The organism is Marinomonas ushuaiensis DSM 15871 (genome assembly GCF_000521805.1).
In the GTDB taxonomy this organism is placed as follows: domain Bacteria; phylum Pseudomonadota; class Gammaproteobacteria; order Pseudomonadales; family Marinomonadaceae; genus Marinomonas; species Marinomonas ushuaiensis.
Window position 1 is genome coordinate 307,751 of the sequence record NZ_JAMB01000001.1, and the last position, 24,180, is coordinate 331,930.

26 protein-coding genes are annotated in these 24,180 nt (G+C 43.0%); 13 read left to right on the forward strand and 13 right to left on the reverse strand.

Annotation, left to right across the window (positions count from 1 at the left end; genetic code table 11):
• Positions 1-221 precede the first annotated feature (221 nt).
• Positions 222-1,382, forward strand: a complete 1,161-nt coding sequence (locus MUS1_RS01390) for a methionine aminotransferase (protein WP_036158049.1) — start codon at positions 222-224, stop codon at positions 1,380-1,382.
• Between the two features lie 35 nt (positions 1,383-1,417).
• On the opposite strand, the gene MUS1_RS01395 is transcribed toward MUS1_RS01390, so the two are convergent.
• On the reverse strand, positions 1,418-1,825 hold the full coding sequence (locus MUS1_RS01395) for a GFA family protein (protein ID WP_036158051.1): 408 nt from the start codon (positions 1,823-1,825) through the stop codon (positions 1,418-1,420).
• Positions 1,826-1,948: 123 nt separating this feature from the next.
• Positions 1,949-2,221 (reverse strand): hypothetical protein, encoded by a 273-nt coding sequence (locus MUS1_RS01400; RefSeq protein WP_036158053.1) that lies wholly within the window; start codon positions 2,219-2,221, stop codon positions 1,949-1,951.
• Positions 2,222-2,453: 232 nt separating this feature from the next.
• Between MUS1_RS01400 and MUS1_RS15800 the strand changes: the two genes are divergently transcribed.
• Both MUS1_RS15800 and MUS1_RS01410 read left to right on the forward strand, forming a co-directional pair.
• On the forward strand, positions 2,454-2,606 hold the full coding sequence (locus MUS1_RS15800; RefSeq protein ID WP_211236403.1) for a hypothetical protein: 153 nt from the start codon (positions 2,454-2,456) through the stop codon (positions 2,604-2,606).
• Positions 2,607-2,891: 285 nt separating this feature from the next.
• Complete coding sequence (locus MUS1_RS01410; RefSeq protein WP_036158059.1) at positions 2,892-3,341, forward strand: PA2169 family four-helix-bundle protein; 450 nt, start codon at positions 2,892-2,894, stop codon at positions 3,339-3,341.
• A 79-nt stretch (positions 3,342-3,420) separates the two neighbouring features.
• Here the strand turns inward: MUS1_RS01410 and MUS1_RS01415 are convergent, their stop codons facing one another.
• From MUS1_RS01415 to polA, 4 genes are all read right to left on the reverse strand, one after another.
• Complete coding sequence (locus MUS1_RS01415; RefSeq protein WP_036158062.1) at positions 3,421-5,349, reverse strand: B12-binding domain-containing radical SAM protein; 1,929 nt, start codon at positions 5,347-5,349, stop codon at positions 3,421-3,423.
• A 99-nt stretch (positions 5,350-5,448) separates the two neighbouring features.
• Positions 5,449-6,126, reverse strand: coding sequence for a monofunctional biosynthetic peptidoglycan transglycosylase (mtgA, locus tag MUS1_RS01420; protein WP_036158065.1), 678 nt, complete (start codon positions 6,124-6,126; stop codon positions 5,449-5,451).
• 386 nt (positions 6,127-6,512) lie between these two features.
• Positions 6,513-6,662, reverse strand: a complete 150-nt coding sequence (locus tag MUS1_RS15805) for a DUF2256 domain-containing protein (RefSeq protein ID WP_084035515.1) — start codon at positions 6,660-6,662, stop codon at positions 6,513-6,515.
• Positions 6,663-6,764: 102 nt separating this feature from the next.
• The gene (polA, locus tag MUS1_RS01425; protein WP_036158068.1) at positions 6,765-9,503 is read right to left on the reverse strand and encodes a DNA polymerase I; all 2,739 of its coding nucleotides are present in this window, start codon (positions 9,501-9,503) and stop codon (positions 6,765-6,767) included.
• Positions 9,504-9,739: 236 nt separating this feature from the next.
• Here polA and MUS1_RS01430 point away from each other — a divergent pair, with 236 nt between their 5' ends.
• From MUS1_RS01430 to MUS1_RS01470, 9 genes are all read left to right on the forward strand, one after another.
• Positions 9,740-10,696 carry a homoserine kinase gene (locus tag MUS1_RS01430; RefSeq protein WP_036158071.1) on the forward strand — a complete coding sequence of 319 codons (957 nt, stop codon included), beginning with the start codon at positions 9,740-9,742 and terminating at the stop codon, positions 10,694-10,696.
• An 18-nt stretch (positions 10,697-10,714) separates the two neighbouring features.
• Complete coding sequence (locus MUS1_RS01435; RefSeq protein WP_036158074.1) at positions 10,715-11,278, forward strand: DUF1007 family protein; 564 nt, start codon at positions 10,715-10,717, stop codon at positions 11,276-11,278.
• A 63-nt stretch (positions 11,279-11,341) separates the two neighbouring features.
• Positions 11,342-11,977: a LysE family translocator gene (locus MUS1_RS01440; protein WP_036158077.1), complete on the forward strand. Its 636-nt coding sequence runs from the start codon at positions 11,342-11,344 to the stop codon at positions 11,975-11,977.
• A gap of 35 nt (positions 11,978-12,012) precedes the next feature.
• Positions 12,013-12,624 (forward strand): MarC family protein, encoded by a 612-nt coding sequence (locus tag MUS1_RS01445; protein ID WP_036158079.1) that lies wholly within the window; start codon positions 12,013-12,015, stop codon positions 12,622-12,624.
• Positions 12,625-12,805: 181 nt separating this feature from the next.
• Complete coding sequence (locus tag MUS1_RS01450) at positions 12,806-13,708, forward strand: nickel/cobalt transporter (protein ID WP_245595707.1); 903 nt, start codon at positions 12,806-12,808, stop codon at positions 13,706-13,708.
• The gene (locus MUS1_RS01455) at positions 13,709-14,230 is read left to right on the forward strand and encodes a Fur family transcriptional regulator (protein WP_036158085.1); all 522 of its coding nucleotides are present in this window, start codon (positions 13,709-13,711) and stop codon (positions 14,228-14,230) included.
• Positions 14,227-14,994, forward strand: a complete 768-nt coding sequence (gene znuC / locus MUS1_RS01460) for a zinc ABC transporter ATP-binding protein ZnuC (RefSeq protein WP_036158089.1) — start codon at positions 14,227-14,229, stop codon at positions 14,992-14,994. Before MUS1_RS01455 ends, znuC begins: the two co-directional genes overlap by 4 nt.
• 60 nt (positions 14,995-15,054) lie before the next feature.
• Positions 15,055-15,846 (forward strand): zinc ABC transporter permease subunit ZnuB, encoded by a 792-nt coding sequence (znuB, locus tag MUS1_RS01465; RefSeq protein WP_036158091.1) that lies wholly within the window; start codon positions 15,055-15,057, stop codon positions 15,844-15,846.
• 118 nt (positions 15,847-15,964) lie between these two features.
• Positions 15,965-17,599, forward strand: a complete 1,635-nt coding sequence (locus MUS1_RS01470) for a methyl-accepting chemotaxis protein (protein ID WP_036158094.1) — start codon at positions 15,965-15,967, stop codon at positions 17,597-17,599.
• Positions 17,600-17,712: 113 nt separating this feature from the next.
• Here MUS1_RS01470 and MUS1_RS01475 read toward each other — a convergent pair whose 3' ends face one another.
• The 7 genes from MUS1_RS01475 to MUS1_RS01505 form a co-directional block, all read right to left on the reverse strand.
• On the reverse strand, positions 17,713-18,186 hold the full coding sequence (locus tag MUS1_RS01475; RefSeq protein WP_036158097.1) for a DoxX family protein: 474 nt from the start codon (positions 18,184-18,186) through the stop codon (positions 17,713-17,715).
• A gap of 68 nt (positions 18,187-18,254) precedes the next feature.
• Positions 18,255-19,022: an HvfC/BufC N-terminal domain-containing protein gene (locus MUS1_RS01480; RefSeq protein WP_036158099.1), complete on the reverse strand. Its 768-nt coding sequence runs from the start codon at positions 19,020-19,022 to the stop codon at positions 18,255-18,257.
• On the reverse strand, positions 19,006-19,932 hold the full coding sequence (gene bufB, locus MUS1_RS01485; protein WP_245595708.1) for an MNIO family bufferin maturase: 927 nt from the start codon (positions 19,930-19,932) through the stop codon (positions 19,006-19,008). Before bufB ends, MUS1_RS01480 begins: the two co-directional genes overlap by 17 nt.
• Positions 19,933-19,949: 17 nt before the next feature.
• A complete protein-coding gene (locus tag MUS1_RS01490) occupies positions 19,950-20,225 on the reverse strand; it encodes a BufA1 family periplasmic bufferin-type metallophore (protein ID WP_036158101.1) in 276 nt (91 codons plus the stop codon).
• A gap of 135 nt (positions 20,226-20,360) precedes the next feature.
• Positions 20,361-20,552 carry a zf-HC2 domain-containing protein gene (locus MUS1_RS01495; RefSeq protein WP_036158104.1) on the reverse strand — a complete coding sequence of 64 codons (192 nt, stop codon included), beginning with the start codon at positions 20,550-20,552 and terminating at the stop codon, positions 20,361-20,363.
• Positions 20,553-20,558: 6 nt separating this feature from the next.
• Positions 20,559-21,182, reverse strand: a complete 624-nt coding sequence (locus MUS1_RS01500; protein WP_084035517.1) for an RNA polymerase factor sigma-70 — start codon at positions 21,180-21,182, stop codon at positions 20,559-20,561.
• 89 nt (positions 21,183-21,271) lie between these two features.
• The gene (locus MUS1_RS01505; RefSeq protein ID WP_036158107.1) at positions 21,272-21,829 is read right to left on the reverse strand and encodes a gamma carbonic anhydrase family protein; all 558 of its coding nucleotides are present in this window, start codon (positions 21,827-21,829) and stop codon (positions 21,272-21,274) included.
• A 261-nt stretch (positions 21,830-22,090) separates the two neighbouring features.
• Between MUS1_RS01505 and prlC the strand changes: the two genes are divergently transcribed.
• A complete protein-coding gene (gene prlC / locus MUS1_RS01510) occupies positions 22,091-24,121 on the forward strand; it encodes an oligopeptidase A (RefSeq protein ID WP_036158110.1) in 2,031 nt (676 codons plus the stop codon).
• The last annotated feature ends 59 nt before the right edge of the window (positions 24,122-24,180 follow it).

A 24,180-nucleotide genomic window follows, 5' to 3' on the forward strand; every position in this document is an offset into this window, starting at 1 on the left:
TTCTTGTATGTAAAGCTGGTGTGAAAACCTGATAGGTAAAAGCCAAGACATATGTCTTGGCTTTTTTGTGTCTGAAACGTGATTGCCTTAAATCTATTGAATGAGTTGTATAGAAGTAAGGCGAGATACGAGAAAAGTGTATTGACGCTTTAATAATAAGGTGCGACCTTTGCACTCTTATTGATAACTCTCATGACTTTTTTATTTTAAGGTAATTTCGCGTGACCATCGTTTCAAAACTGCCCACTGTCGGCACCACTATTTTTACTAAAATGTCGGCTTTGGCAATGGAAAAAGGCGCCATTAATTTATCTCAAGGATTTCCTGACTTCCCGCCTGATTCACGATTGTTACAGCGAGCGTCAAATGCCTTACTCACAGGCAACAACCAATACTCTCCAATGACAGGGTTACCCATTTTAAGGGAAGCCATCGCAGGGCTAATTGATCGTCATTACGATCGTAAAGTGAATGTTTTAGATGAAGTGACGGTCACCAGTGGCGCATCTGAAGCTATTTTCGACACCATCGCTGCGCTTGTTCGCCAAGGCGATGAAGTGATTTTGTTTGATCCTGCTTATGATTTATATGAACCAGCAGTAACATTGGCGGGTGGGGTTTGTCGACGAGTTGTATTAACCGCACCTGATTTTCGTCCAGACTGGAACGCTTTCGAAGCCTTACTGACAGACAAAACCCGATTAGTACTGATGAATACGCCTCATAACCCAACAGGGAGTTGTTGGTTAGCGGAAGATTTAGACAGCCTTTGGCAAGCTATTTCAAGCCGCGACATTTATGTATTGTCAGACGAAGTGTATGAATTTATTCACTTTTCTACTAACGCAGTAAGTATTCACAAACATGAAAAATTGCGCGAGCGTAGCTTTGTGGTCTCCTCTTTTGGCAAGAGCTTTCACCTCACGGGTTGGAAAGTTGGCTACGTTATCGCGCCTGCCGCACTCACAGTAGAGCTTCGAAAAGTACATCAGTTCATCACCTTTTGTACCGCCACGCCATTGCAACAAGCTTTGGCTGAGCATCTCAATGAATGCCCAGAGGAAAGTCAAAAGCTCGCTGCTTTCTATCAACAAAAGCGCGACGTTCTTAGAGGAGCATTAGCAGGCAGTCGTTTTAAATTATTACCATGCGAGGGTACGTATTTTCAATTGTTGGATTACAGCGATATCAGTGATTTGGATGATGTAGCATTTTGCGAAAAACTGGTGGATCAAATCGGTATCGCAGCGATTCCTGTCAGTGTGTTTTATCAAGATGCGCCAAAAAATCAGAGATTGATTCGTTTATGTTTCGCGAAAGAAGAAAGCACTCTAATCGAAGCGGCTCGAAAATTGTGTGGGCTATCGTCTTTGTCGATTTAGCTCTTCAATGTTGGCTTTTTGTTAGCTCAAATTACCTAGGCAGGCATTTGCTCAAAGCAAGAAATATCGTTTAGTACTTGATCCCAATTGCCTTTGCTGTCCGTAAAGATGTGCGCTTGTGGTGTTATTTCTACGTCTGTATCCAAACAACCAGCTGGTATAACAACTATGTCTCTTGATTTGACATGAAGGGGAAGCAATGAGCTGCAAGTAGAACAAAAATTGCGAGCGAAGTTCGCGCCTTCCAAGCGGTAATGACTGATTTTTTCTTCACCACTCAACCAGGTAAGTTTTGCGCCTGGAGCAAACAAATTCGCACAATGAGCAGAGCCAGATGTTTTTCGGCAACGGCTACAATGGCAGAAGAAAAACTTTTTAAATTTGCCCTCCATTTCGAATTTAATGGCGCCACAAAGGCAGGATCCAGTATGGGTGATTTCCATAACATCGCTCTCTATTCGTTATTTTTTATTTGAGTTGTTACTAAGCCTTTTGAGAGCCTAAGCCCTAAAGATTATCTAGTAAGATACATCATGCTGTTTCATTTATTAAAGCGTTATTTGTTGTTAGCGCACTGGGCGTTTTATCAATGTGGCGCAAGATAAGACATACAAAACAATGAGTAAGACTGAAAAAAGATTTGGGGGAATGCCCCAATGTAAACTGATAGGGCGAATCATGAATAAGCTCATGGCAACTGGGATAATCAGTAAAAACATACGGCTCATACTGAGTGTGACAGTAAAGCCTTCATCACAAGATGGGCAAGGTTGTGGACGACGAATACTTTTTCTAAGCAAGGAAAATGACAGCTTAGATTCACAATGTGGACATTTCATAAAACAGACCTAACAAGGTTAAATATTTTAGTAAAAAGATACATAAAATATAGCATCAGAGTCTGTGTAGCTCTAACACTTGATGCAAATTCATTGGTTTTCAGTCTCGTATACTATTCCATAATAGAGTAAAAAAGCCTTATGAAAAAAACTCAAGAAATAATGGTTTGTCTTTATCGCAAATATCTATGGTGTTGATCTTGATTTCACCGGCTATCTGACGGTTGTTCTCATGTCTGTTTTTGCATCGATTGGTACCGCAGTTAATGTGTCTGGTTATGTCGTTGTTTCTGTCGCGAAGAGCGAAGGGCAACTGGATGAAAGTATTTACAATGATCCAGAAGCGGGTAACCAGTTAGAGCTTCACACAGAGCACAAAGTGTAATTTTTCAGATCTTAAAAAACACCTTAGTGAACTAAAAAATCCTCGCCTAATCGCGAGGATTTTTTTATGGGCGTGAGAAAAATATATGGCGATAAGACTAGGTTAAACCTCGATCTAATAAGTCATTCATTTGAGAGTGAAATAAGTTTTGTAAAAGAGTTTTTGAATTCTGAAAAAAGTATGAACCCTATGTGCATTCGCAGGGATTCGGTTGTTTTTGAGTACTCTATCGCCAAGTATGTAGTGAGTAAGACGAAATAAACAAAACGCTAATCAGGAGGAAACATGCAAAATCAAACAGATCAAGTCAAACATATTACAGACATTATAAAAGTGATGAATGGTGGTATGGAATTCTACCAAGAGGCGAAAACTAAAATAGGCACGGACTCTTACAAAGTGTTCTTTAATCGAATGATCAGTGCTAAACGGGAAGCGGCGGCAGAGTTACAGCAGTTCGCGGTCCAAGAGCAAGGAGAGCTAGAGAAAGATACAAGTAACGCGGTGAAACTGCGTCAGTCTTATACCAAATTACTCTCTAAGATATCTGGTGATACCACTGCCTTTACTTACATTGATCAACTGGAGGAAGTGGAGGATAAAGTACTAGAAGAAATCGATATTGCGCTTGAAAGAGAGCAACCGCAAAACTGTGAAATAATACTTCAGCGAATCAAAGTAAGAATGAAAGAGTGTCATGATGAAATGAAAGCGCTGCAACAAACGACTGTTTAGTATTTCCAAGTGAGTGCATGACAGTAACCCCAAAAGCCAGCATTTACAGATAAGAAGTGATTACTATTGAACGATGTGATTAGCTATTGGCAATCACGTCGTTCACGGCTTTTGATATCAATGTATTTTTAACCAATGTCGGAGTGACAGGCAGTTCAAACCAGAAGTCCATCGGCTGATCAAAACCGATGCCATGCATGTAGTTATAGAGCGCTTTACGTAACCCTTCGCCTAGCATTTGATGGTTTGTGCCTGTTGGATCGGTGAAGTCCACATCGTTTTCAGCAAACAAAATATCAGGACGTTCAGCCAGTGTAATGCCGAACTCTTCAGGGTTAACACCAATCGGACTGTGAACGGTGGCAGCGAATCGATGCCAGAATGCGGATTGGAAACAACCTTGATCCATCATCTGACGCACCATTTCTAATGCATCAATGGTTTCTTGTTCTGTTTGTGTTGGGAAGCCATACATCAAGTAAGCATGAACCAAAATGTCCGCATCGCTGAAGGCTTTGGTCACGCGCGCGACTTGCTCGACACTCACGCCTTTTTTCATCAATTTAAGTAATCGATCTGATGCGACTTCAAGACCGCCACTCACGGCGACACAGCCAGAATCCGCCAATAGCTGGCAACGCTCTGGCGTAAAGGTTTTTTCAAAGCGAATATTGCCCCACCAACTAATTACCACACCTCGTTCGATCAGGCGTGTTGCTAATGCGAATAAAGCTTTTGGTGGTGCAGCTTCATCAACAAAATGGAAACCGGTTTGTCCCGTTTCTTCGATTAGTTCTTCGATTCGATCTACCAGAATATCAGCACCAGCGGCATCGTAACGGTCGATGTAATCCAAAGTCACATCGCAAAAGCTGCATTTACGCCAATAACAACCGTGGGCAATAGTCAGTTTGTTCCAGCGACCATCGCTCCAAATTCGGTGCATAGGATTGAGCATTTCACACAAAGAAAGGTATTCGCCTAATGGCAAACCATCGTATATGGGCGTGCCCACATCAGTTTGCGGAATATCATGGAGTTCGGCATTTTCATTGTAGTGAACGTATTGTTCGCCATTGTCGTCTTCTGCGAGGAAATACGTTCGTACTAAATCGTCTATTTCTCGCTGTCCGTCAAAGTATTCTAGCAAGGTCATAAAAGGACGTTCGCCGTCATCCAAACAAATGAAATCGACAAATTCAAAAATCCGTGGGTCTTTTAAAGCGCGTAATTCGGTATTTACAAAACCGCCTCCCATGACGATAGGTAAATCAGGGTTAATCGCTTTACAAGTTTGCGCGATGCGTAAAGCACCTAATACATTGCCAGGAAAAGGTACGGTTAACGCAACGACGCTGGGTTGGGTTTCTTCTAAATACAGCTCGACTAATTGTTCTAGAATTTCAGAGCTGAAACTTGGCTCGCCCATTAGCGTATCGTAGAGATTATCAAAACTAGGATTCGCTGCTGCGAGGCGTTCACCATAACGACTGACTTCAAAATAAGGGTCAACGCCTTGGGTAATGACCGCAGACAAATCATTGATAAATAAAGTCGCTAAATACTTTGCCTTGTCTTGCAGACCTAAACTGCCAAACGCTGTTTTCAGGATATCGCCCGACACGGCTTCCATCTGAGCAATGGCATCAAATGCAGGGCCTTCAGGTAAAAAACGGCGAGAAACAATACGCAAAGCAAGACTTGGGTCTTTGCCTTGCAAGAAACGAATAACAGGCTCAACACAAAGACGATAGCGGTCAAATTCTGCCATGAAGGTGTAAATTACGTCTGGAAGTTCATCGTCTTCAAACGCCTCGAAATTGTCTTCCACATGCTGACGGATAATATCCAGTGCAGGCATGGTCATCATTTCAAGAAAAAGCTCAATCGCAGGATCTCGTTGTACTGCTTGATAACCACGAGAGCGCAAAAAACCAGTTAAATACGCCGTCGCTGGATACGGTGTATTTAACTGCGTCATCGGTGGAGTCATCAAAAGAACAGTCATGGTTTGCCTTGGTACTAAATAGAAAGTGAAAATAGAAAATGAAACGAATCAGAATGAAATGGATTCTAGCACTTTACCTCAAAAAGAGGGCATAACCTTTTACTCTAGAATGGCTTTTAGGTGGCCGCTACCCAATTGTTGCATTTGCCGCTCAACCCAAATCACCCTTTGGCCAAGATAAAAGGTCAATGCATTGGCTTGTCTCGTACGAGGACTTGGCAACATAACGGCTAATCGAGCGGCTTGATTTCTAGTCAAACGACTGGCTGATCGATTGAAATAATGTTGGCTTGCGGCTTCTACGCCATAGATGCCTTTGCCGAATTCCGCCACATTCACATACACTTCTAAAATGCGTTTCTTGCCCCAAATAACTTCAAGGCTCACCGCTAAAACTGCCTCTAAGCCTTTTCTTACTAAGCTTCGTCCAGACCAAAGAAAGATGTTTTTCGCCGTTTGTTGCGTAATAGTACTGGCGCCACGAAGACCATTGCCATCTTCATATTGGCTAATCGCTTTCGTAATGGCGGCAACATCCACACCGTAGTGGTTAGGGAAGCGTTGATCTTCTGACGCAACAAACGCCAAAGGAACATAGGATGGAAGCTTATCAATGCTTATCCAATTTTGTTTCACTGGATAATCACTCTGCAACATAAAGGAAGACGTCGACAGCGGCACGAATCTAAGTACGAATAAAAAGACAACGAACAGCAGAGCCGCACGCCAAAGGACAAACCATACTTTACCGAACATACTTCGCTTACGCTTTGCCATCTAATGTCTCTTGTAGGGTTTAATAAGCCTAAGGCTTCGTCAATAAAGTGTAAGAGTATCGGGTATTGGAGATTTAGGCTAGAAGGCAACTAAAAGTGTGCTGTAGCGCAGAAATTAAATAGCTATTATTAATAAATAAAATCATTCGATTAGATGTGAAAAGCGAAAAACGCACCCGAGCCAAATCGCTACAATCTTACATAACCAAATGCCAGCCACATAAAACATTCAAACTCACAGGTGCACAAGGGTCATCTGCTTTAGAACAGACGAACATCATCATGCTGCTTTATTACGCGATGTATTTGACGCAGAAATGGTAGGTCGATTAAGTAAAGGAACAAGAAACTTAAAAAGTTTAAGGTTACATTGAAAATGAAATACAACTATAACTCTCGACTTTTCCCTTGTCGTCTACAGCGTTCGGAACAATATTTCACCTGTGGCCAATCACGCTCCCACTTTTTACGCCACGTAAATGGACGCTGACAGACAAGGCAAATCTTTTTAGGTAAATGAATTTTTTTATGAGGCATAGAAAGAGTTACGTAAACTATGCTTATTGGGATCAGTTCAAAAGAAGGCAGACCCCTTTAAATATTTAGGAGATCTGACCCCTTTTAGTCCGCTGTTAAGTCCTAATGGGCTTCGTCCCAGTTGTCTCCAACCCCAGCTTCTACCAATAACGGCACGTCTATTTTGCTGCTGTTTTCCATGATGTCGACGATTTTAGTCTGAGCTTCTTCTAGGTCTTTTTCAGCGATTTCGAAGATGAGTTCATCGTGCACTTGCAGGATCATTTTCACGTCTAGTTCTGTTGTGGCGTGCCAGTCGTGCATTTTGATCATGGCGCGTTTGATGATGTCGGCGGCGGAGCCTTGCATCGGTGCGTTGATCGCGGTGCGTTCTGCGGCTTGGCGCATCATGGCGTTGCTGGCTTTGATGTCTGGCAAGTACAAGCGGCGGCCATAGATGGTTTCTACAAAGCCTTTTTCTTTTGCGCCTTCACGGGTGTTTTCCATATATTGCTGTACGCCGGGGTAGCGTTCGAAATAACGTTTTATGTATTTCGCGGCTTCTGGGCGACTAATATCAAGCTGTTTCGCGAGCCCAAACGCAGACATGCCGTAAATCAAGCCGAAGTTGATGGCTTTGGCACGGCGGCGTTGTTCTGTGGTTACTTCGTCTAAGGTGACTTCAAACACTTCCGCTGCGGTGGCTTTATGCACGTCAGCGTCTCTGGTGAAGGCGTCTAGCAAACCTTTGTCTTGTGACAAGTGCGCCATGATGCGAAGTTCCACTTGGGAGTAATCGGCTGCGAGCAATTTGTAACCTGTCGGAGCGATAAAGGCTTGGCGAATACGACGGCCTTCTGCGCTACGGATTGGGATGTTCTGTAAGTTCGGATCGGTCGATGACAAACGTCCTGTTGCGGTGATCGCCTGATGGTAAGACGTGTGTATACGGCCTGTTTTTTGAATCATTTCTGGTAGCTTGTCGGTGTAAGTGGATTTCAACTTAGACAAGGTACGATGTTCCATGATCAAGCGCGGCAGTTCATGCTCTTGTGCTAGTTCTTGCAAAATAGGTTCCGCCGTAGACGGCTGACCTTTTGGCGTTTTCTTGAGGATTGGTAAGCCTTGCTTCTCGAACAAGATGACTTGCAGTTGCTTTGGTGAGCTCAAGTTGAAGCTTTCGCCTGCTTGTTCGTGGGCTTTTATTTCCAATTCTTGTAACTTAGCGCCAATTTCAGTGCTTTGAATATGCAGTAATTCTGGGTCGATTAAGGCGCCTGTTTGTTCCATTTTCGCTAGAACAGGAATCAATGGACATTCGATGTCTTTAAAGATGCTGACGAGTTCTGGCGTTTTTTCGATGAGCGGCCAAATGGCTTGATGAAGACGTAAGGTAATGTCGGCGTCTTCTGCTGCGTAAAAGGCAGCTTGCTCTAGGTCGATTTCATTGAAGGTTTTTTGCTTTTTACCTTTTCCTGCGAGTTCTTCAAAACTCACGCAAGTGTGACCTAAGAATTTCTTCGCCAAGGTGTCCATGTCATGGCGTGAGCTGACGGAGTTGTAAACGTACGATTCCAACATGGTGTCGTAAGCAATACCGCGCAAGGTAATGTCGTAGTTGTTCAAGACATTGGCGTCGTATTTAAGGTGTTGGCCAACTTTTGCTTTGCTGTCGTCTTCTAGCCAAGGTTTTAGCTGTTCCAATACCCAAGCGCGATCAAGTTGTTCTGGCGCGCCTTCGTAATCGTGGGCGAACGGAACATAAGCCGCAACACCAGCTTCGACGGAGAAAGACACGCCGACCAATTCTGCTGCCATGTAGTTCAAAGACGTGGTTTCTGTGTCGAAGGCGGTAAGTTCGGCGGTTTGGATTTTCTCTAACCAAACATTGAACGCATCTTTGTCCAAAACAGTTTCGTAGTGCACTTCAACATTAGAGGCAACAGGTGAGTCCACTTGACCATCAAGGTTGCCGACTGTGTCGCTGGCGGTTTCAATACTTGGTGCTTTATCGAGATCGGTTAACCAAGTTTTGAATTCTAATTTAGTGAACCATTCACGTAAGATATCTTTGTTTGCTTCGCCGTTTGCCAATTCTAAAGAGTTAAAAGGCAGTTCTACATCGCACTTTATTGTTGCGAGTAAATAGGACAATTCCGCCATTTCTTTGTTGTCTTCCATCTTTTGCTTCATGGTTTTGGAACCACGGAAACCTAAGTCGGCGATGTCATCTAAGCGTGTGTAGATGTCTTTGATGCTGCCCAAACCTTGTAATAAGGCCAGTGCGGTTTTTTCACCCACGCCCGGAACACCAGGAATGTTGTCGACTTTGTCGCCCATTAAGGCGAGGTAATCAATAATGAGTTCTGCAGGAATACCGAATTTGTCTTTGACACCTTGAATGTCCATGACAGTGTTGTTCATGGTATTCACGAGAGTGACCTTGTCTGTCACCAATTGCGCCATGTCTTTATCGCCCGTAGACACAACAACTTCACGTCCTGCTTCACCGACTTGTTTGGCGATGGTGCCGATCACATCGTCGGCTTCTACACCGTCGATAACGACCAGAGGTAACCCCATGGCTTCCACCATGCGGTGAATCGGTTCAATTTGTGGTCGTAAGTCGTCGGGCATTGGCGGACGTTGTGCTTTGTATTCGCTGTAAATTTCATCGCGGAAGGTTTTGCCCTTGGCATCAAATATGATCACCATGGGTGAATCTGGGTAGGTTTTGATTAGGCTGCGGATCATGCTGATCACACCGCGAGTGGCGTTCGTTGGGTGTCCATCGCTGGTGTGCATCGGCGGAATGGCGTGAAAAGCTCGGTAAAGATAAGACGAGCCGTCGACGAGAACCATAGGTGGAGTTTGTGTTGATGAATCCGTAGCCAAAATAGAACCTCTGCATAAATAGGCGATAATTACGCTCTATTCTAAAGGCTTATTAGTATTTTTACAGTCTAAATACCCACTACATTGTGTTCAGGGATCGAATAATACGAATTGACCTTTTGCCACTTATTGTGGAGCATAGGCGTTTACTCTTTTTACCATCACAATAACCATTTTTTTGAACTTCAATTAGGTAAGACAACTTGGCTGTTTACACATCCCTTTCTGACTCTGACATGCGTGCTTTAGTGGCCGATTATTATTTGGGTGAACTGGTTTCATTCCAAGGTATTTCTGGTGGCGTAGAAAACACCAATTATTTTTTAGTGACGACCACAGGAAAGTACGTGGTGACACTGTTTGAAGAGTTTGAGTTAGACGAAGTCCCGTATTTCTTAGACGTTGTCGCGCATTTGAAACACAAAGGCTTTAATGTGCCAGCGGCCTTGATTGATATTCATGGCGAGCGTTTACGTGTGGTGAATGATCGTCCTGCGATTATTGTGGACTGTTTTCCTGGTGGTGAACTTAAACAAACCGATGAAAAATCGTGTCGGTTAATGGGCGAGGCTTTGGCGAAATTACACATTGCAGGGGAAGATTTTCCTGAACATCGTGATAGTCACCGTGGTGTGACGTGGTGGCATAAAACATGCAAAGCCATTTCAGCAGAATTAGAACCGGAACAAGCACAATTACTGACCTCGCAAATTGCGGAGTTTGATGCTTTTATTGCTGAGCATGATGATTTGCCGAAAACCACGATTCATGGTGATTTGTTTTACAACAACACCTTGTTTGAAGACGGAAAATTGTCAGCGATTATTGATTTCTATAACGCCTGTCATTCTTGGGTTGTGTACGATCTAGCAATCGTTGTGAATGATTGGTGTACAGACGCGAAAACAGGCGAATTAGATATGCCGAAATATCGTGCCTTACTAAAAGCGTATTTGCACGAACGGGAAGTCACTGACGAAGAGGTGATTGCTTGGCCTTATATGCTAAGGATTGCTGCGTTACGTTTCTGGTTGTCTCGTTTAGAAGCATGGCATGGTGCAAAAGATGATCCAGTGCGTTTAGCACAACAACACGATCCGCTTGAATTTCAGCGTATTTTAGAAGCGCGCATTCGTTATGCGCCCAGTTTAGTAGGGTAAAAGGTCAGGTGAGATAAAATGATCCGGTTTTGGTTGTTATTGATCAGTGTGTTGTATGTGAATACCGCTATGGCTCATCCACATGTATGGGTAGATTCTCAATATAGAATAGCCGTGGATCAGCCAAAAATTGAAACATTAGAAGGGACTTGGAGTCTTGATCTTTTTACCTCGATTAGTTTGATCGCAGAGTATGATGTTGATTCTGATGGCGAGCTTACTGGCCAAGAAAAAGTAGATATGATCGACGTTTTTACAAGCTTCGAGAATTATGGTTACTTTATTAAAATGAAGCAGGACGGAGTAGAGATAGTGCCAACCGGTGTGCGCATTCTTGATATTCGTATTCGCGACCAAATGTTGTGGGTTCGCTTTGCCATTACTTTGCCTACGCCAGTTAATCTCGAAACTTCGACGCTGAGTTTGGCGTTTGGTGATGATGAATTATATTTTGCTATGGAACCATTAGAAGAAGGCTTGGTTCGCTTGTCAGGGGCATTGTCTGAGACATGTACGCCAATTAAACGCGAAGCAGAAGAAATGTCTGTAGCGTCTTGGATAGATTTGACCTGTAAGTCTTAACGTAAGGTTTTTTGACACGTTTTTTTAACCCTTTTATGAAGTTGTAAAGAAAGGAAGTTTCAGATGATAGAGCATTTTCAATGGTTACCCTTTTTGTTGGCGATTTCCGTTCTTACTATGAGTCCGGGTGTAGATACCATTTTAGTGATGCGAAATGCGGCGACAGGCGGATGGCGCTTGGGCTTTTTAACGAGCTTAGGTATTTGCATGGGACTGTTTGCTCATGCAACCTTGTCTGCTCTAGGCTTGTCGGTCATTTTATTAGGCTCTGCGGGTTTGTTTACTGCATTCAAATTTGCGGGCGCGGCGTATCTTGTTTATTTAGGTGTGCAAGCATTGCGAAGTGCGATGAAACCGGTGGGAATGACGTTCAGTGATAAAAAAATGTCTAAGCCATTAACCGCTTGGGGTGGCTTTCGTCAGGGCATTTTGTCGAATGTATTGAACCCTAAACCAATTATTTTCTACATGGCATTTTTGCCGCAGTTTATCGATCCTAGCTATTCTGCTTTGGGTCAATCACTCTTTATGGCCTCCCTTCACTTTATGATAGCTATGGTGTGGCAAACGTTTCTTGCGCTTATGGTTCATAAAGCGCGAGTGTGGCTGGCACGACCAAAAGTGGCGCAGGTATTAGACGGTTTAACTGGCATATTGTTGGTTGGCTTTGGTGTCAAACTCGCATTAAGTCAGCGCTGATCGTGTTGCTAAGTGCTTTTCAGGTAGTTGCCTAAATGAGTTTATTGATCTCGACTTGGATAAAGTTTTTCTTTTTATTCGCGCCGTTTTTTGTGCTGTCGATGTTTCTTGCGCTAACGCGCGGAGAGTCTTCAGCATCAAGAAAGCAGGTGGCGAATAAAGCCATTATTGCTTCTACCGTGATTGCGATTGTCTTGCTGTTTTTTGGTGGCAGCTTGTTTGCCGTGTTGGGCATAACATTAGATTCTTTCAAAATCGGCTCGGGTGTTTTGCTGTTTTTATCGGCGTTAAGTTTGGTTCGTGATGGTACGCGCAATCATGCTGTTGGTATGCCGAGTGAAGAACGAGACGATGTGTCTGTTGTTCCTCTAGCGGTGCCAACGATTATCGGTCCTGCGACAATCGGTACGATTCTGGTTTACGGTGCTGAGCTACAAGGTTGGGATTTGATCCTAGGTTTGATGGGGTTGCTGTTGGCGCTTGGAACATTGGCATTAATTCTGTATTCCGGTTCATTAATCGAAAAAATGTTGGGTCGTACAGGGTTGAATGTACTGTCTAAAATTACGGGGTTGATTTTAGCCGCCATGGCGGCGCAAATTTTCATGAGCGGTGTGATGGGATTTTTAAACCCAATTACCATTTAACGAAAATCCCATTCGATTAAGTGTAGCGTTTCTTGGCTTTGGCTTCTCCTTCCGTTGTAATTGTTATATCATAACAAAAGTTTATTTCTATTTTGAGTGAGAGTTTGTCATGGCGAAGAACGCCGTTTTTTTATTTTTATCTTTCATCTTTTTAAATTCTCCCCTTTACGCTGCGATAGACATGTCGTTTTATCAAGACTTTATTCAATGGATTATCGGTCAGCAGGCGAATTTTCATCGTGAGTTGGTGACCTTAGTACGTGCGATTAGCAAAGAAGGCAGCGCCGCTTTATTGTGGGGGTTAATCACCACGAGTTTCTTTTACGGTGTGTTCCATGCTGCAGGCCCAGGTCACGGTAAAGCGGTGATTTCCGCCTATATGTTGGCGAGTAAAGCGCCGTTGCGTCGTGGTGTCGCGTTGTCATTCTTGTGTGCTGGCGCGCAGGGGTTGATGGCTGTCTTGGTGATTCTTTTTTTGAGTCAGGTCTTTTCATTAGCTGGTAAAGCAATGCAGATTAGCCGATTTTTTGAGGTGGCGAGTTTTGCAGCGGTTGGCTTGATTGGCGTTTGGATTCTTATACGTTTGTTACGTGGTAAATCGAGTTGTGGACATGATCATTCTAAAGATCATTTGCACGGTCATTCATCAGAACATGAGCACTTACACGACCATTCACACGACCACAGTCATTCACATGATCATGCTTGCTGCTCTCATAATGAAACACATGATGCAGAGGAAGCAAAAACCGCTCGTCGTAGCATATGGGCGATGACGCTGGCTGTAGGCATTCGACCTTGTACTGGTGCGATTTTAGTTTTGTTATTTTCTCTGAGTACGGGCATTTTTCAATGGGGTTTGGCGGCGACGTTTGCCATGTCTTTAGGCACTGCAATTACCGTGGCTTCTTTGGCAGGTGTGAGTGTGCTTGTTCGTGATACCGGTTTTATATTGAGTCGAGAACATCAAGTTTGGCGACAAAGGCTGTCTCGCGTGTTTGGTTTTATCGCGGCGTTCGCTTTGATCGTCATCAGTTCCTCTATGATTTTGAGCTACATCAGCAATGCTGGAAGGGCGTTTTAAATGAAAAAAAATACTTCAGATAATCACGACCATCATGGTGAGCAAAGTGTTAGCCATAACCATAATGATTGCATTGATAGTGCTTTAGCGACCGCAGAAATTTTATGCGTAGAGCAAGGCCAGCGCCTTACCAAGGTGCGTCGTCGAGCTTTAGAATTGATCTGGGAAAGTCATCGGCCGCTTGGTGCTTATCAATTATTGGCGAAATTAGCGGAAGAAGGTTTTAACTCTGCGCCACCAACGGTTTATCGCGCGTTAGACTTTTTATTAAATGCAGGATTGATTCATAAGGTGGAATCCATGAATGCTTATCTTGGTTGCTCACATGCGGATAAAGATCATCAAGGTTATTTCTTAATCTGTGATGATTGCCACAATGTTATGGAGTCTGACTATCAAGATATCCATTCAGCATTGATCGCTAAAGCGGCTCAACAAGGCTTTGAATTACGAGCGAAAACCATTGAATTAACAGGTTTATGTGCTGATTGTAAAATGCCGTCAGAAGGGGGGCGCACATGAATAAACAGTTGGTTGCCTTCGAAAAGATTGGTATCTCATTTGACGGACGAGTTCTGCTGAATAATATCGATATGAGCATTAGTGAAGGTGAAATCGTTACCTTAATTGGCCCAAATGGTAGCGGTAAAAGTACCTTGATCCGTATTCTGTTGGGCTTGCAAGCTGCGACGTCTGGCGAGGTTGTTCGACATAAAGCTCTGCGTATTGGTTATATGCCGCAAAAGCTGCATATTGATCCTACTTTACCTTTAACCGTGAAGCATTTCTTGGCATTGGTTCGTGGCGTGGATAAGCGTCAGATTTTACCAACACTAGAAAAACTAGGCATCGCGCATCTTATTCATTCGCAAGTTCATGTGTTATCCGGCGGTGAGACACAGCGGGTTTTACTGGCTCGAGCTTTATTGAATAAACCCAATTTACTTGTATTGGATGAACCTGTGCAAGGTGTGGATGTGAATGGTCAAGTTGAGCTTTATAACTTAATTGAATCCATTCGTGATGAACTCGGCTGTGGCGTTTTAATGGTGTCCCATGATCTGCATTTGGTCATGGCGAAAACCGACACGGTTGTGTGTATTAATCAGCATGTTTGTTGCTCCGGTAGCCCTCAACACGTTACGGGTCATCCCGCTTATCAGGCATTATTTGGCGTTCCCGGTGCGGATGAGACCATCGCGATTTATGCACACCAACATGACCATGTTCATGAAGATGATGGCAGTGTGTCGTCCGATGATCCTCATAAGCATTGTCATCATTAATTCAATGTACGTTTGTTACCACTGTTAATCGTGGAATTCTAGTTTGGAGAAAGTAAGTCGATGTTAGATTTTTTACTCAGAGCCTTAATCGGTGGGTTGGGTGTGGCGTCTGTCGCTGGGCCGTTAGGCGCATTTGTTGTTTGGCGTCGTATGGCGTATTTCGGAGATACCTTGGCGCATTCTGCTTTGTTGGGTGTGGCGTTGGGTTTTTTGTTCGATATTAATTTGAATCTTGCGATTATCGTTTTGTGCGTTGGTCTGGCGTTGGTTTTAGTGACGTTACAGAAGAAGCATATTATTGCGACAGATACTTTATTAGGTATTTTAGCACATTCTGCTTTGTCGTTAGGGCTGGTGGCTGTGAGTTTTCTTGATAATATCCGTATCGATTTAATGGCGTATTTGTTTGGGGATTTACTTGCGATTAGCCAAACTGACGTTTATTGGATTTACGGTGGCGGTTTGGCGGTTATTAGTCTGTTGGTGATTTTCTGGAAACCACTATTGGCGATGACGGTAAATGAAGAATTGGCGAAAGTAGAAGGTTATCCGGTTGAAGCCATTCGTCTATTGCTTATGTTGCTGGTGGCCTTGGTGATCGCCGTGGCGATGAAAATTGTCGGTGTGTTGTTGATTACGTCCCTAATGATTATTCCTGCGGCAACGGCACGGAAATTGTCCAAAACACCGGTGCAAATGGCTTCTATCGCGAGTGTCATAGGCTGTTTATCCGTATGTGGCGGCTTGTGGGCGTCTTATCAATGGGATACGCCCACTGGGCCAAGTGTGGTTGTGTGTGCCGCATTCTTATTTTTAATTGCCTATACTTCGCCAATACAACGAAAAATGTAGCGCTCTGCATCGTTATATTAGGTTACTGTAATAAAAGTTACGTGATTTACGACTAATGTTAAGGAAGAATGGAACACCTGTTTAACATGTTATTTCAAAGATTATTAAGGGTAGGTTTATGTTTGGTTTTACAACGATTCGAGGTCGATTAACGGCCAGCTATTTGGTGCTGTTGATATTACTATTGGTTGTCGTGGGCCTTTCTGCAACTCGCTTTCAATCATTGTCTAGCAATATTCGAGGCATTGTCGACGAAAACGCAGCACTGGTTGAGCTGACTGGTGAACTGAACGTAAATGCTGAAAGCTTGGCGAGTCGCCTTTTATTATTGTTTGTATTAGAAGAGCGAGATCAGCGAGTTGCGATTTATAAAGAAATCGATGAGCGTAATCGCAACATGGATGCTAGCTTAGAAACCATGACAAATCTCGTTACCTCTGAGAAAAATAAGGCTGTAGTTGAAGCACTTAAAACCCAGCGAGTCATTTATCAGGCAGCATTACAATCTACTGTAGAGGCTTTGGAGTTTGGTGAGCTTAGTGACGCTAAGGCTCAAATGGCCGGAGCTACTCGCGATGAATTGCAAACTTTTCTCAATCAAACAGAAGCGCTTGCTGAAAGTGAGCGGAACATGATGCAAGTGCGCCAACAAGCAACCTTGTCTGAATCCGAGATTGCTATTTTAATGATCATCGGAGTTGGTGTTTTTGCTATTTTGATTGGCTCTGTGATGTCAGTACTGATCACTCGGAGTATCGTCAATCCACTGGGGAAAATGGCATCTTTGCTCGATTATGTCGCCAAAGGTGATCTATCCCACAGTATTGATATCCAATCAAAAGGTGAAATAGGCAAATTAGTAAGTAGTCTTAAAAGCATGCAGTCCAGCTTAGGTGGTGTTATTAGCCGAATCGATATGAGTGCTCAAACTGTTGTGGACTCAGTGGGAAATATCCGAATGAGCGTAATAGACGTTCAACAAGGATCTGGAAAACAAGAGTCGATGGCAAGTGATATTCAAGGCTCGGTGGAAGAACTGTCTAGTGGCGCGAAAACCATGGCAGAGCATGTGAGCGTATCGCGTAACCAAGCGGAAGCGGCTCATGATTTAGCCAAGCAAGGTAAACAAATTATCAATACGGCAGCACAAGACATTACCTCTGTTGCAGCTTATATAGAAGAAACATCACACTCAGTTGCTAAGCTAAAAGAAAGTGCGACAACGGTATCCGAGTTTGTTAATGATATTCGCAATGTAGCAGACCAAACCAATTTGTTGGCATTGAACGCGTCTATTGAAGCGGCCCGTGCAGGTGAAGCTGGTCGTGGTTTTGCCGTTGTGGCGGATGAAGTGAGAAATTTAGCAAGTAACACTGCTAAGGTCACAGAGTCTATTGATCAGGTGATTACATCTATTGCGAACTTATCTGTGCAAATATCGGATGAGATGGAGCAAGGCCAAGAGCGTATGCGAAATGGCGTGAAACAAATAGAAAACGTGGTTGTGCCATTGAGTCAGTTAGAAAAAGACTCTGAAGTATCCTTGAGAAGTCTGGATGAATTGTCTGCTTTGGCTCAAAGCCAAGCAGCAGAAGCGAATGAAATTGCATTACATATTATTCAGATTGTCGATGTAACTGTGAATAACAGTCAAACGTCTTTGCGTTTAACATCATTAACCGATGCTTTGTCTGGATCTGCAGAGCAAACGAAGCAGGCAACGTCTACTTTTACGTTACCAGCAACCTCTTAGCTTTTTAAAGAAATGTGTCTCGTCCCAAAAAAGCCTTTCCACTGAGAAAGGCTTTTTTGGGGAAGTCGAGTTGTTAGTTAGAAAAGTATTTCTATTAGAAGTAAAGCGATTGATTAGCGATTTCTTCTTAATAAATGATCTAGAGAGAATGACCCTGCGCCTTTGTACATGAGTAACAAAGCGATTGCTAACCAAGTAGCATGAGTTGGATAAGCTTCTGGATAAACAAAAAGTTGAATCACTAATGTCATGCCAGCGATACCAAAACCAGCGAGACGAGTAAATAATCCACCTAAAATAAGAATTGGCAGAATGTGTTCTGCTAGTGTTGCAAGAACAGCCGCAATCATGGGTGGAATCAGTGGCAAATTGTATTCGTATTCAAATAGAAAGCCAGTGGATTCGGCCAATCTTGGTAAACCGAGCTCCATTTTCATTGCGATAATATCTAGAGAAAATCCATCGATTTTGGTTTGTCCTGACTTCCAAAATACAGCCGCAATGGCGAAACGAGCCACAAACAAGACTAAAGATTCAGGAAGCTTTTTAAATACCGCCTCACTTTTATTATTGATAATAGACAGCATGAATAATCTCCTGATTTTCGTTAATTCGTTTGGTTGCTATAAGTTACTTTACTATGGAACGTCGTATTTCAGAGTGGTTGTTTTGTGTGAATTTGTGTCACATTTGTTAATATTTTCCACTCAATCAATTTTGCTAAAGTCTCACCCAAGTTGAATGAATCTGACTCAGGTACGGCGTTTCCAAGTGTTTTTTCCTGCATGAGATTTTTGATGAAGATTGCTTCTTCTTTATTGATAACATGCAGTTGCGCGTAAAGGTGAGATTTTACCAGCAGTAAATATTCACTCTTATTGATCTCGACTTGGTTCAGTCGTTGATGACCATCACTGAAGTGAGCTTGGTATAAAGAACCAATAGCAAAAGGCGAAACGAGAATGTGTGTGGTTGGCGGAACACGAAGCGATAAGGTACTGGGGTCTTCCACAGAGGTAAATGCATCAGAGACGGCTTCTTGATCAAGCATGTCGTACTCTTCGCTGTGTGTGAGCGTCAGCATGGCGTGCTCAAGTGCAGCAAGGTCTGGTAAATATGGAAGGCTTTGAGCGGGTTCGAAATTACGAATGAAATCTGAAAAATTTTGACCGTATTCACGAATAATCGGAGAACTTGGAGGGTTATTTAATAAATAGATTCGAGCCATAGCGTGAAAGAACTCATCACCGACAATGGCTTCAGTAACGGGAAATATATCGCATAAAGCCTCAATTAGAGACACTGTGACATTGTTTCGGTAAACATTCAGGCGCACTTCTTGCTCTTCCATTGAAGAGGCTTTTATTTCCTCATAAAAGCGTGTGTCTTCCGTGAGTAATGCCGCTTTAAATTGCGTGTTCACGGCGAGACTCCTGTTGGTTAACTTGTCGAATGCTGTCGGCAAGGTGTGCCTCTGCTAATAACTCACCTATTGGTGGCAGGTTACCATCTCGCTCAATCAGTGTCGGGCAATCACCCGTTAATGAAAGTGTATGTTTATACAAAGCCCAAACATCATGTGAAACCGCTTCATCATGGCTGTCTATTTTTAATGGCACAACCGCATTACTGTCGGTGGTGTGTCCGGCCAAATGTATTTGCCCAACAGCAGCGACAGGAAAGTTATTCAAATATTGGTAAGGGTCATGACCATGGTTAAAACAAGAGACTTCAACATTATTCACGTCTAATAATAAACCGCAGCCAGTGCGTTTCACCATTTCAGCGAGAAAGTCTGTTTCGCTCATTTCACTGCGATGAAACTCGAAGTAAGTCGATGGATTTTCAATGAGTACTTGGCGTTTTACGTGAGATTGAATGTGATCAATGTGCTCACAAACACGGCGCAAAGTGGCTTCATCGTAAGCAACCGGTAGCAAATCATTTAGGAAAGTGCTGTCATGGGAAGACCAAGCTAAATGCTCAGAGAATATCTGAGGTTGAACTTCATTAACCAGTTGGGCAACTTGCTCAAGATGTTGTTGGTTAATCACATGTTCGCCGCCAATGGATAATCCAACACCATGTACTGTAATTGGGTAATGTTGACGGATTAAATTCAAATAGTGACGTGCGGGCCCGCCTTTACTTAAATAGTTTTCTGCGTGGATTTCAAAGAAGCCTATTTCAGGAAAAGAAGACAAAATAAGCTGGTAGTAAGCGGGTTTTAGACTAATACCAGAATGGGATAAAAAACGACTCGCAAAGCTCGAAGGTAAAGGGGAGCCTTCGGCTTGCGGGTGTTTTTGTTCGCTAGGAACACAAGACATCATATATAGAGTCTGTTGTCTTAGAACGCTTTCAATTGGCCGTGGCCAGTTGAGGAAGTTTTTGATTCCAAATCAACGCAAGTGCCAGCAGGGACTAGTTTCCAAGCATTGCTTTGGAAGTCCGTTTTAGAGGTGCCTGCACAAGAAGTGCCTGGGCCAGCTGCACAATCGTTTTGACCTGCTAAAGAAACGCCGTAGCATTTTTCTTTGCTTGCTGCTTGAGCTGGAATGGATACGGCTGAAATCGCCACTGCTGTGCCAAGAGCTAGAGCTAACGCTGCTTTTGTATTTTTCATAATCAATATCCTGTTTAAGTTACTTTTGTTTTATTCAGTTAGGCTATTTTGTCGAGTTTCGATTCTAAAAACCGTTACTTTCTGTTTACCTGCATTTGACGCACGAGCCGTTGGGTTTCTTACAAAAATAAATGACTATTTTTCTGAGTCTGTTTTTTTATTTACGTAAGACTTTGATATATCTCTTAATTCTTCCATTTGAAGACCAAACTGACGACAAGGAACACACATGGTTGTATGTATTCCAAGTGATATTTTTTCTTTCCTATTAAGCGGTCTATCAAGCTTTTCAGAAAGCAATTGAGTCGCTTGCTTGCAATTCATCATGCTTACTTATCCTTTTTGGTACCAGTTATCTTCTAGGCACTCTCGTAATCGAAGGCGAGCACGGTACAAGGTGACATTAAGATTACTGACGGTCAGCTCTTCGGTGTGACAAATCTCAGTAGTGTCCATTTCTAAGAATTCTCGCATCATGAAAAGCCTAGCGTATTTATCGGGTAATCCATTCAAACAGACATCAAAGACTCGCCAAAAATGTTCGTTTTCAACCCCGTGTTCTGGTTGGTCCCATTTTTGAGGTCGTTCGTGCTTGTTCCAATGACCGTTGTCTTTAAACAGTGTGTCCAGAAGCTCATCGCCATTCAGGTTTGAGCCATCTTCTAATTGGCTTACTGCTGTATGGCGTTTTTCTTTACGTAGAAGATCGATGACTTTATTTTTTAAAATCGAGAAAACCCACGTTTTAAAGGCTGACTTTCGGCCAAAACGATCGATGTTCTTGTAGGCTGAAATCATGGCTTCTTGAACCGCATCTTCCGCTAGTTGGCTGTCTCGGACCTGTAATTGCGCAAATTTAATCATTTGGCCACGTAGGTCTTCCATAAAAACAGCGTCGTGAAAGATATCAGCACTGGGTGAACCATTCATATCAGAGGAAAGGGTTGCATCAATCATTTGAGCCTCAGCATTTCGCTTCTAGTAGTTAGACGTGGAAGAGTGAAATATTCTTACACTTTTCGTTAAGTATTTTTTTGTATCTGATATCAGTCTGTTTTCTGATCGAAACGTTCTTTCTCCGCCAAGTATTCGTCTTTTAATTTGACGTAATTTAATCCGGCGTATTGGAAATATTCGATTTCTTTTTCACTCAATGGGCGAGCTTGCTTTACAGGAGATCCCATATATAAAAAGCCAGATTCAAGACGTTTTCCTTGTGGTACCAATGAGCCAGCGCCAATGATGACTTCATCTTCGACAACGGCACCATCCAGAATAGTTGTGCCCATGCCGATTAAAATCTTGCTGCCGATAGTACAGCCATGAAGCATCGCCATGTGGCCTACTGTGACATCATCACCGATAGTTAATGGATGGCCGTCTGGTTTATAAGCGCTGGCGTGAGTAATGTGTAGGCAGGAATTATCTTGAATGCTGGTGCGAGCGCCAATTCGAATACGATGCATATCGCCACGAATGGCAACTAAAGGCCAAACAGAACTGTCTTCGCCGATGATGACATCACCGATAACAACCGCGCTATCATCAATCCAAACTCGATCGCCTATTTGAGGTGTATTACCTCGGAAAGATTTCATGACCATAAACCCTCTCTTACGAGACATCTTGCGTTATAAATGAAGGAACTATTAGTACAATAGTTATTTGTGCATTGAAAAAAGCCAGAGACCACATATCTTATTAAGCATAGTATTATTAATACATAGTCATTAGGTTACGTTTGTTCAGTTTTTGTTACAGTTTGAAACGTACCAGCGTCGTTTGACGTCTTGTTATAAGTACAATTGATAAGTATTTGATAATAAGAGCCAAATGTTCAACTTTTTATAAAAGGATATCACGATATGTCAGAGTCTGTATGGGGCGCGACAAGCTTACCGGATTTTACGGGTGTTGATGTTTCTAGCATTGAAACAGATTTAGAAGCTCTACTTAAACGCAACCAAGCAGAAATTGATGCTTGCGTCAGCGAGAACACCAATCCAACGTGGGAAAGCTTGGTTTTGCCGCTTGATCAATTGGATGATGATCTGAACAATTTTTGGTCGCCAATTGGTCATTTGAACTCGGTTAAAAACACACCTGAGATTCGTGCTGCCTACAATGCGTGTTTGCCAAAATTGACTCAGTTTTATACGGATCTAGGTCAAAATAAAGATTTGTATCAGGCTTATAAAACCTTAGCAGAAAGTGACACCGCAAAAGATCTGACTCAAGCGCAAAAAGAATCTTTAACGCAAACCATTCGTGACTTCGAATTGTCGGGTGTTGGCCTTGAAGGTGATGCCAAAAAACGCTACGGCGAAATCAACCAGCGGTTATCTGAACTGAGTAGCCAGTTTGGCGAAAATGTATTGGATGCAACCCAAGCGTGGAGCAAGTTGATTACCGACGAAAGCGAATTAGCAGGCTTACCAGAATCGGCGCTTGCGCAAGCGAAACAAATGGCAGAAGCAAAAGAAAAAGACGGTTGGCTATTTACTTTAGATTTCCCATCTTACATGCCTGTTATGAGTTATGCGGATAATGCTGAACTACGAGAAGAAATGTATCGCGCCTTTGCCACACGCGCATCAGATCAAGGTGGTGACATCAAATTTAATAACGCTCCATTAATTGATGAAATCTTATCTTTACGTCATGAAATGGCGCATATCTTAGGCTTCGATAATTACGCGGAATTGTCTGTGGCGACGAAAATGGCCGATAACGGACAGCAGGTTATCGACTTTTTGGAAAACCTAGCAGAAAAATCAAAAAGCTCGGCAAAACAAGATCTTGTGCAACTTATCGCGTATGCAAAAGAAGAAAACGGTGTGGAAACACTGAACGCTTGGGATATGACGTACTACGCTGAGAAACTGCGTCAGCATAAATACAGCATTTCACAAGAAGAGCTTCGCCCTTACTTTCCAATGAACACCGTTTTGTCTGGATTGTTTCACGTGGCACAAACGTTATTTGGCGTAGATATTCGTGAAGAAAAAGAATTTGATAGTTATAACAATGAGTTAAAGCTTTTCACTATCAGCAAAGACGGAGAGGATGTTTCACGTTTTTATCTCGACCCTTATGCTCGTGAAGCAAAACGTGGTGGCGCTTGGATGGATTCGTGCCGTACGCGTCGTCGCTTGAGTGATGATAGTTTGCAGCTTCCTATTGCGTATTTGGTGTGTAACTTCACACCACCGATTGGCGATAAGCCCGCTTTGCTGACACACAATGAAGTAACCACCTTGTTCCATGAGTTTGGTCACGGTTTGCATCACATGCTGACCCAAGTCGATGTGGCTTCTGTTTCTGGGATCAATGGTGTGGCGTGGGATGCGGTTGAGCTGCCAAGTCAATTTATGGAAAACTGGTGTTATGAACCGGAAGCTTTGGCATACATTGCAGGACATTATGAAACCAACGAACCGCTTCCAAAAGACTTGTTAGACAAAATGTTAGCGGCGAAAAATTTTCAGTCTGGTATGCAAATGACACGTCAGCTAGAGTTTTCTTTGTTCGATTTCCGCTTGCACATGGAATATCAAAAAGATATTTCAGTTCAATCTGTCATTGAAGATGTTCGTAACAAGGTTGCGGTTATTACGCCACCGTCGTTTAACCGTTTTCAAAATAGCTTCTCGCATATTTTTGCTGGTGGTTATGCTGCGGGTTATTACAGCTACAAGTGGGCAGAAGTTTTGTCTGCCGATGCCTTCTCGAAATTCGAAGAAGACGGCATTTTCAATTCGGATACGGGCGCACACTTCCGTGATACCATATTGGCTAATGGTGGTTCTCGTCCCGCAGCGGAATTGTTCGCTGCATTTCGTGGTCGTGAACCAAGCACTGATGCGCTATTAAGACACAGCGGTATTGCTGCGTAATAGACAAAATCTGTAAATAAACTAGAAACGAACAGTGTGGCCGAGATTATCGTCACGCT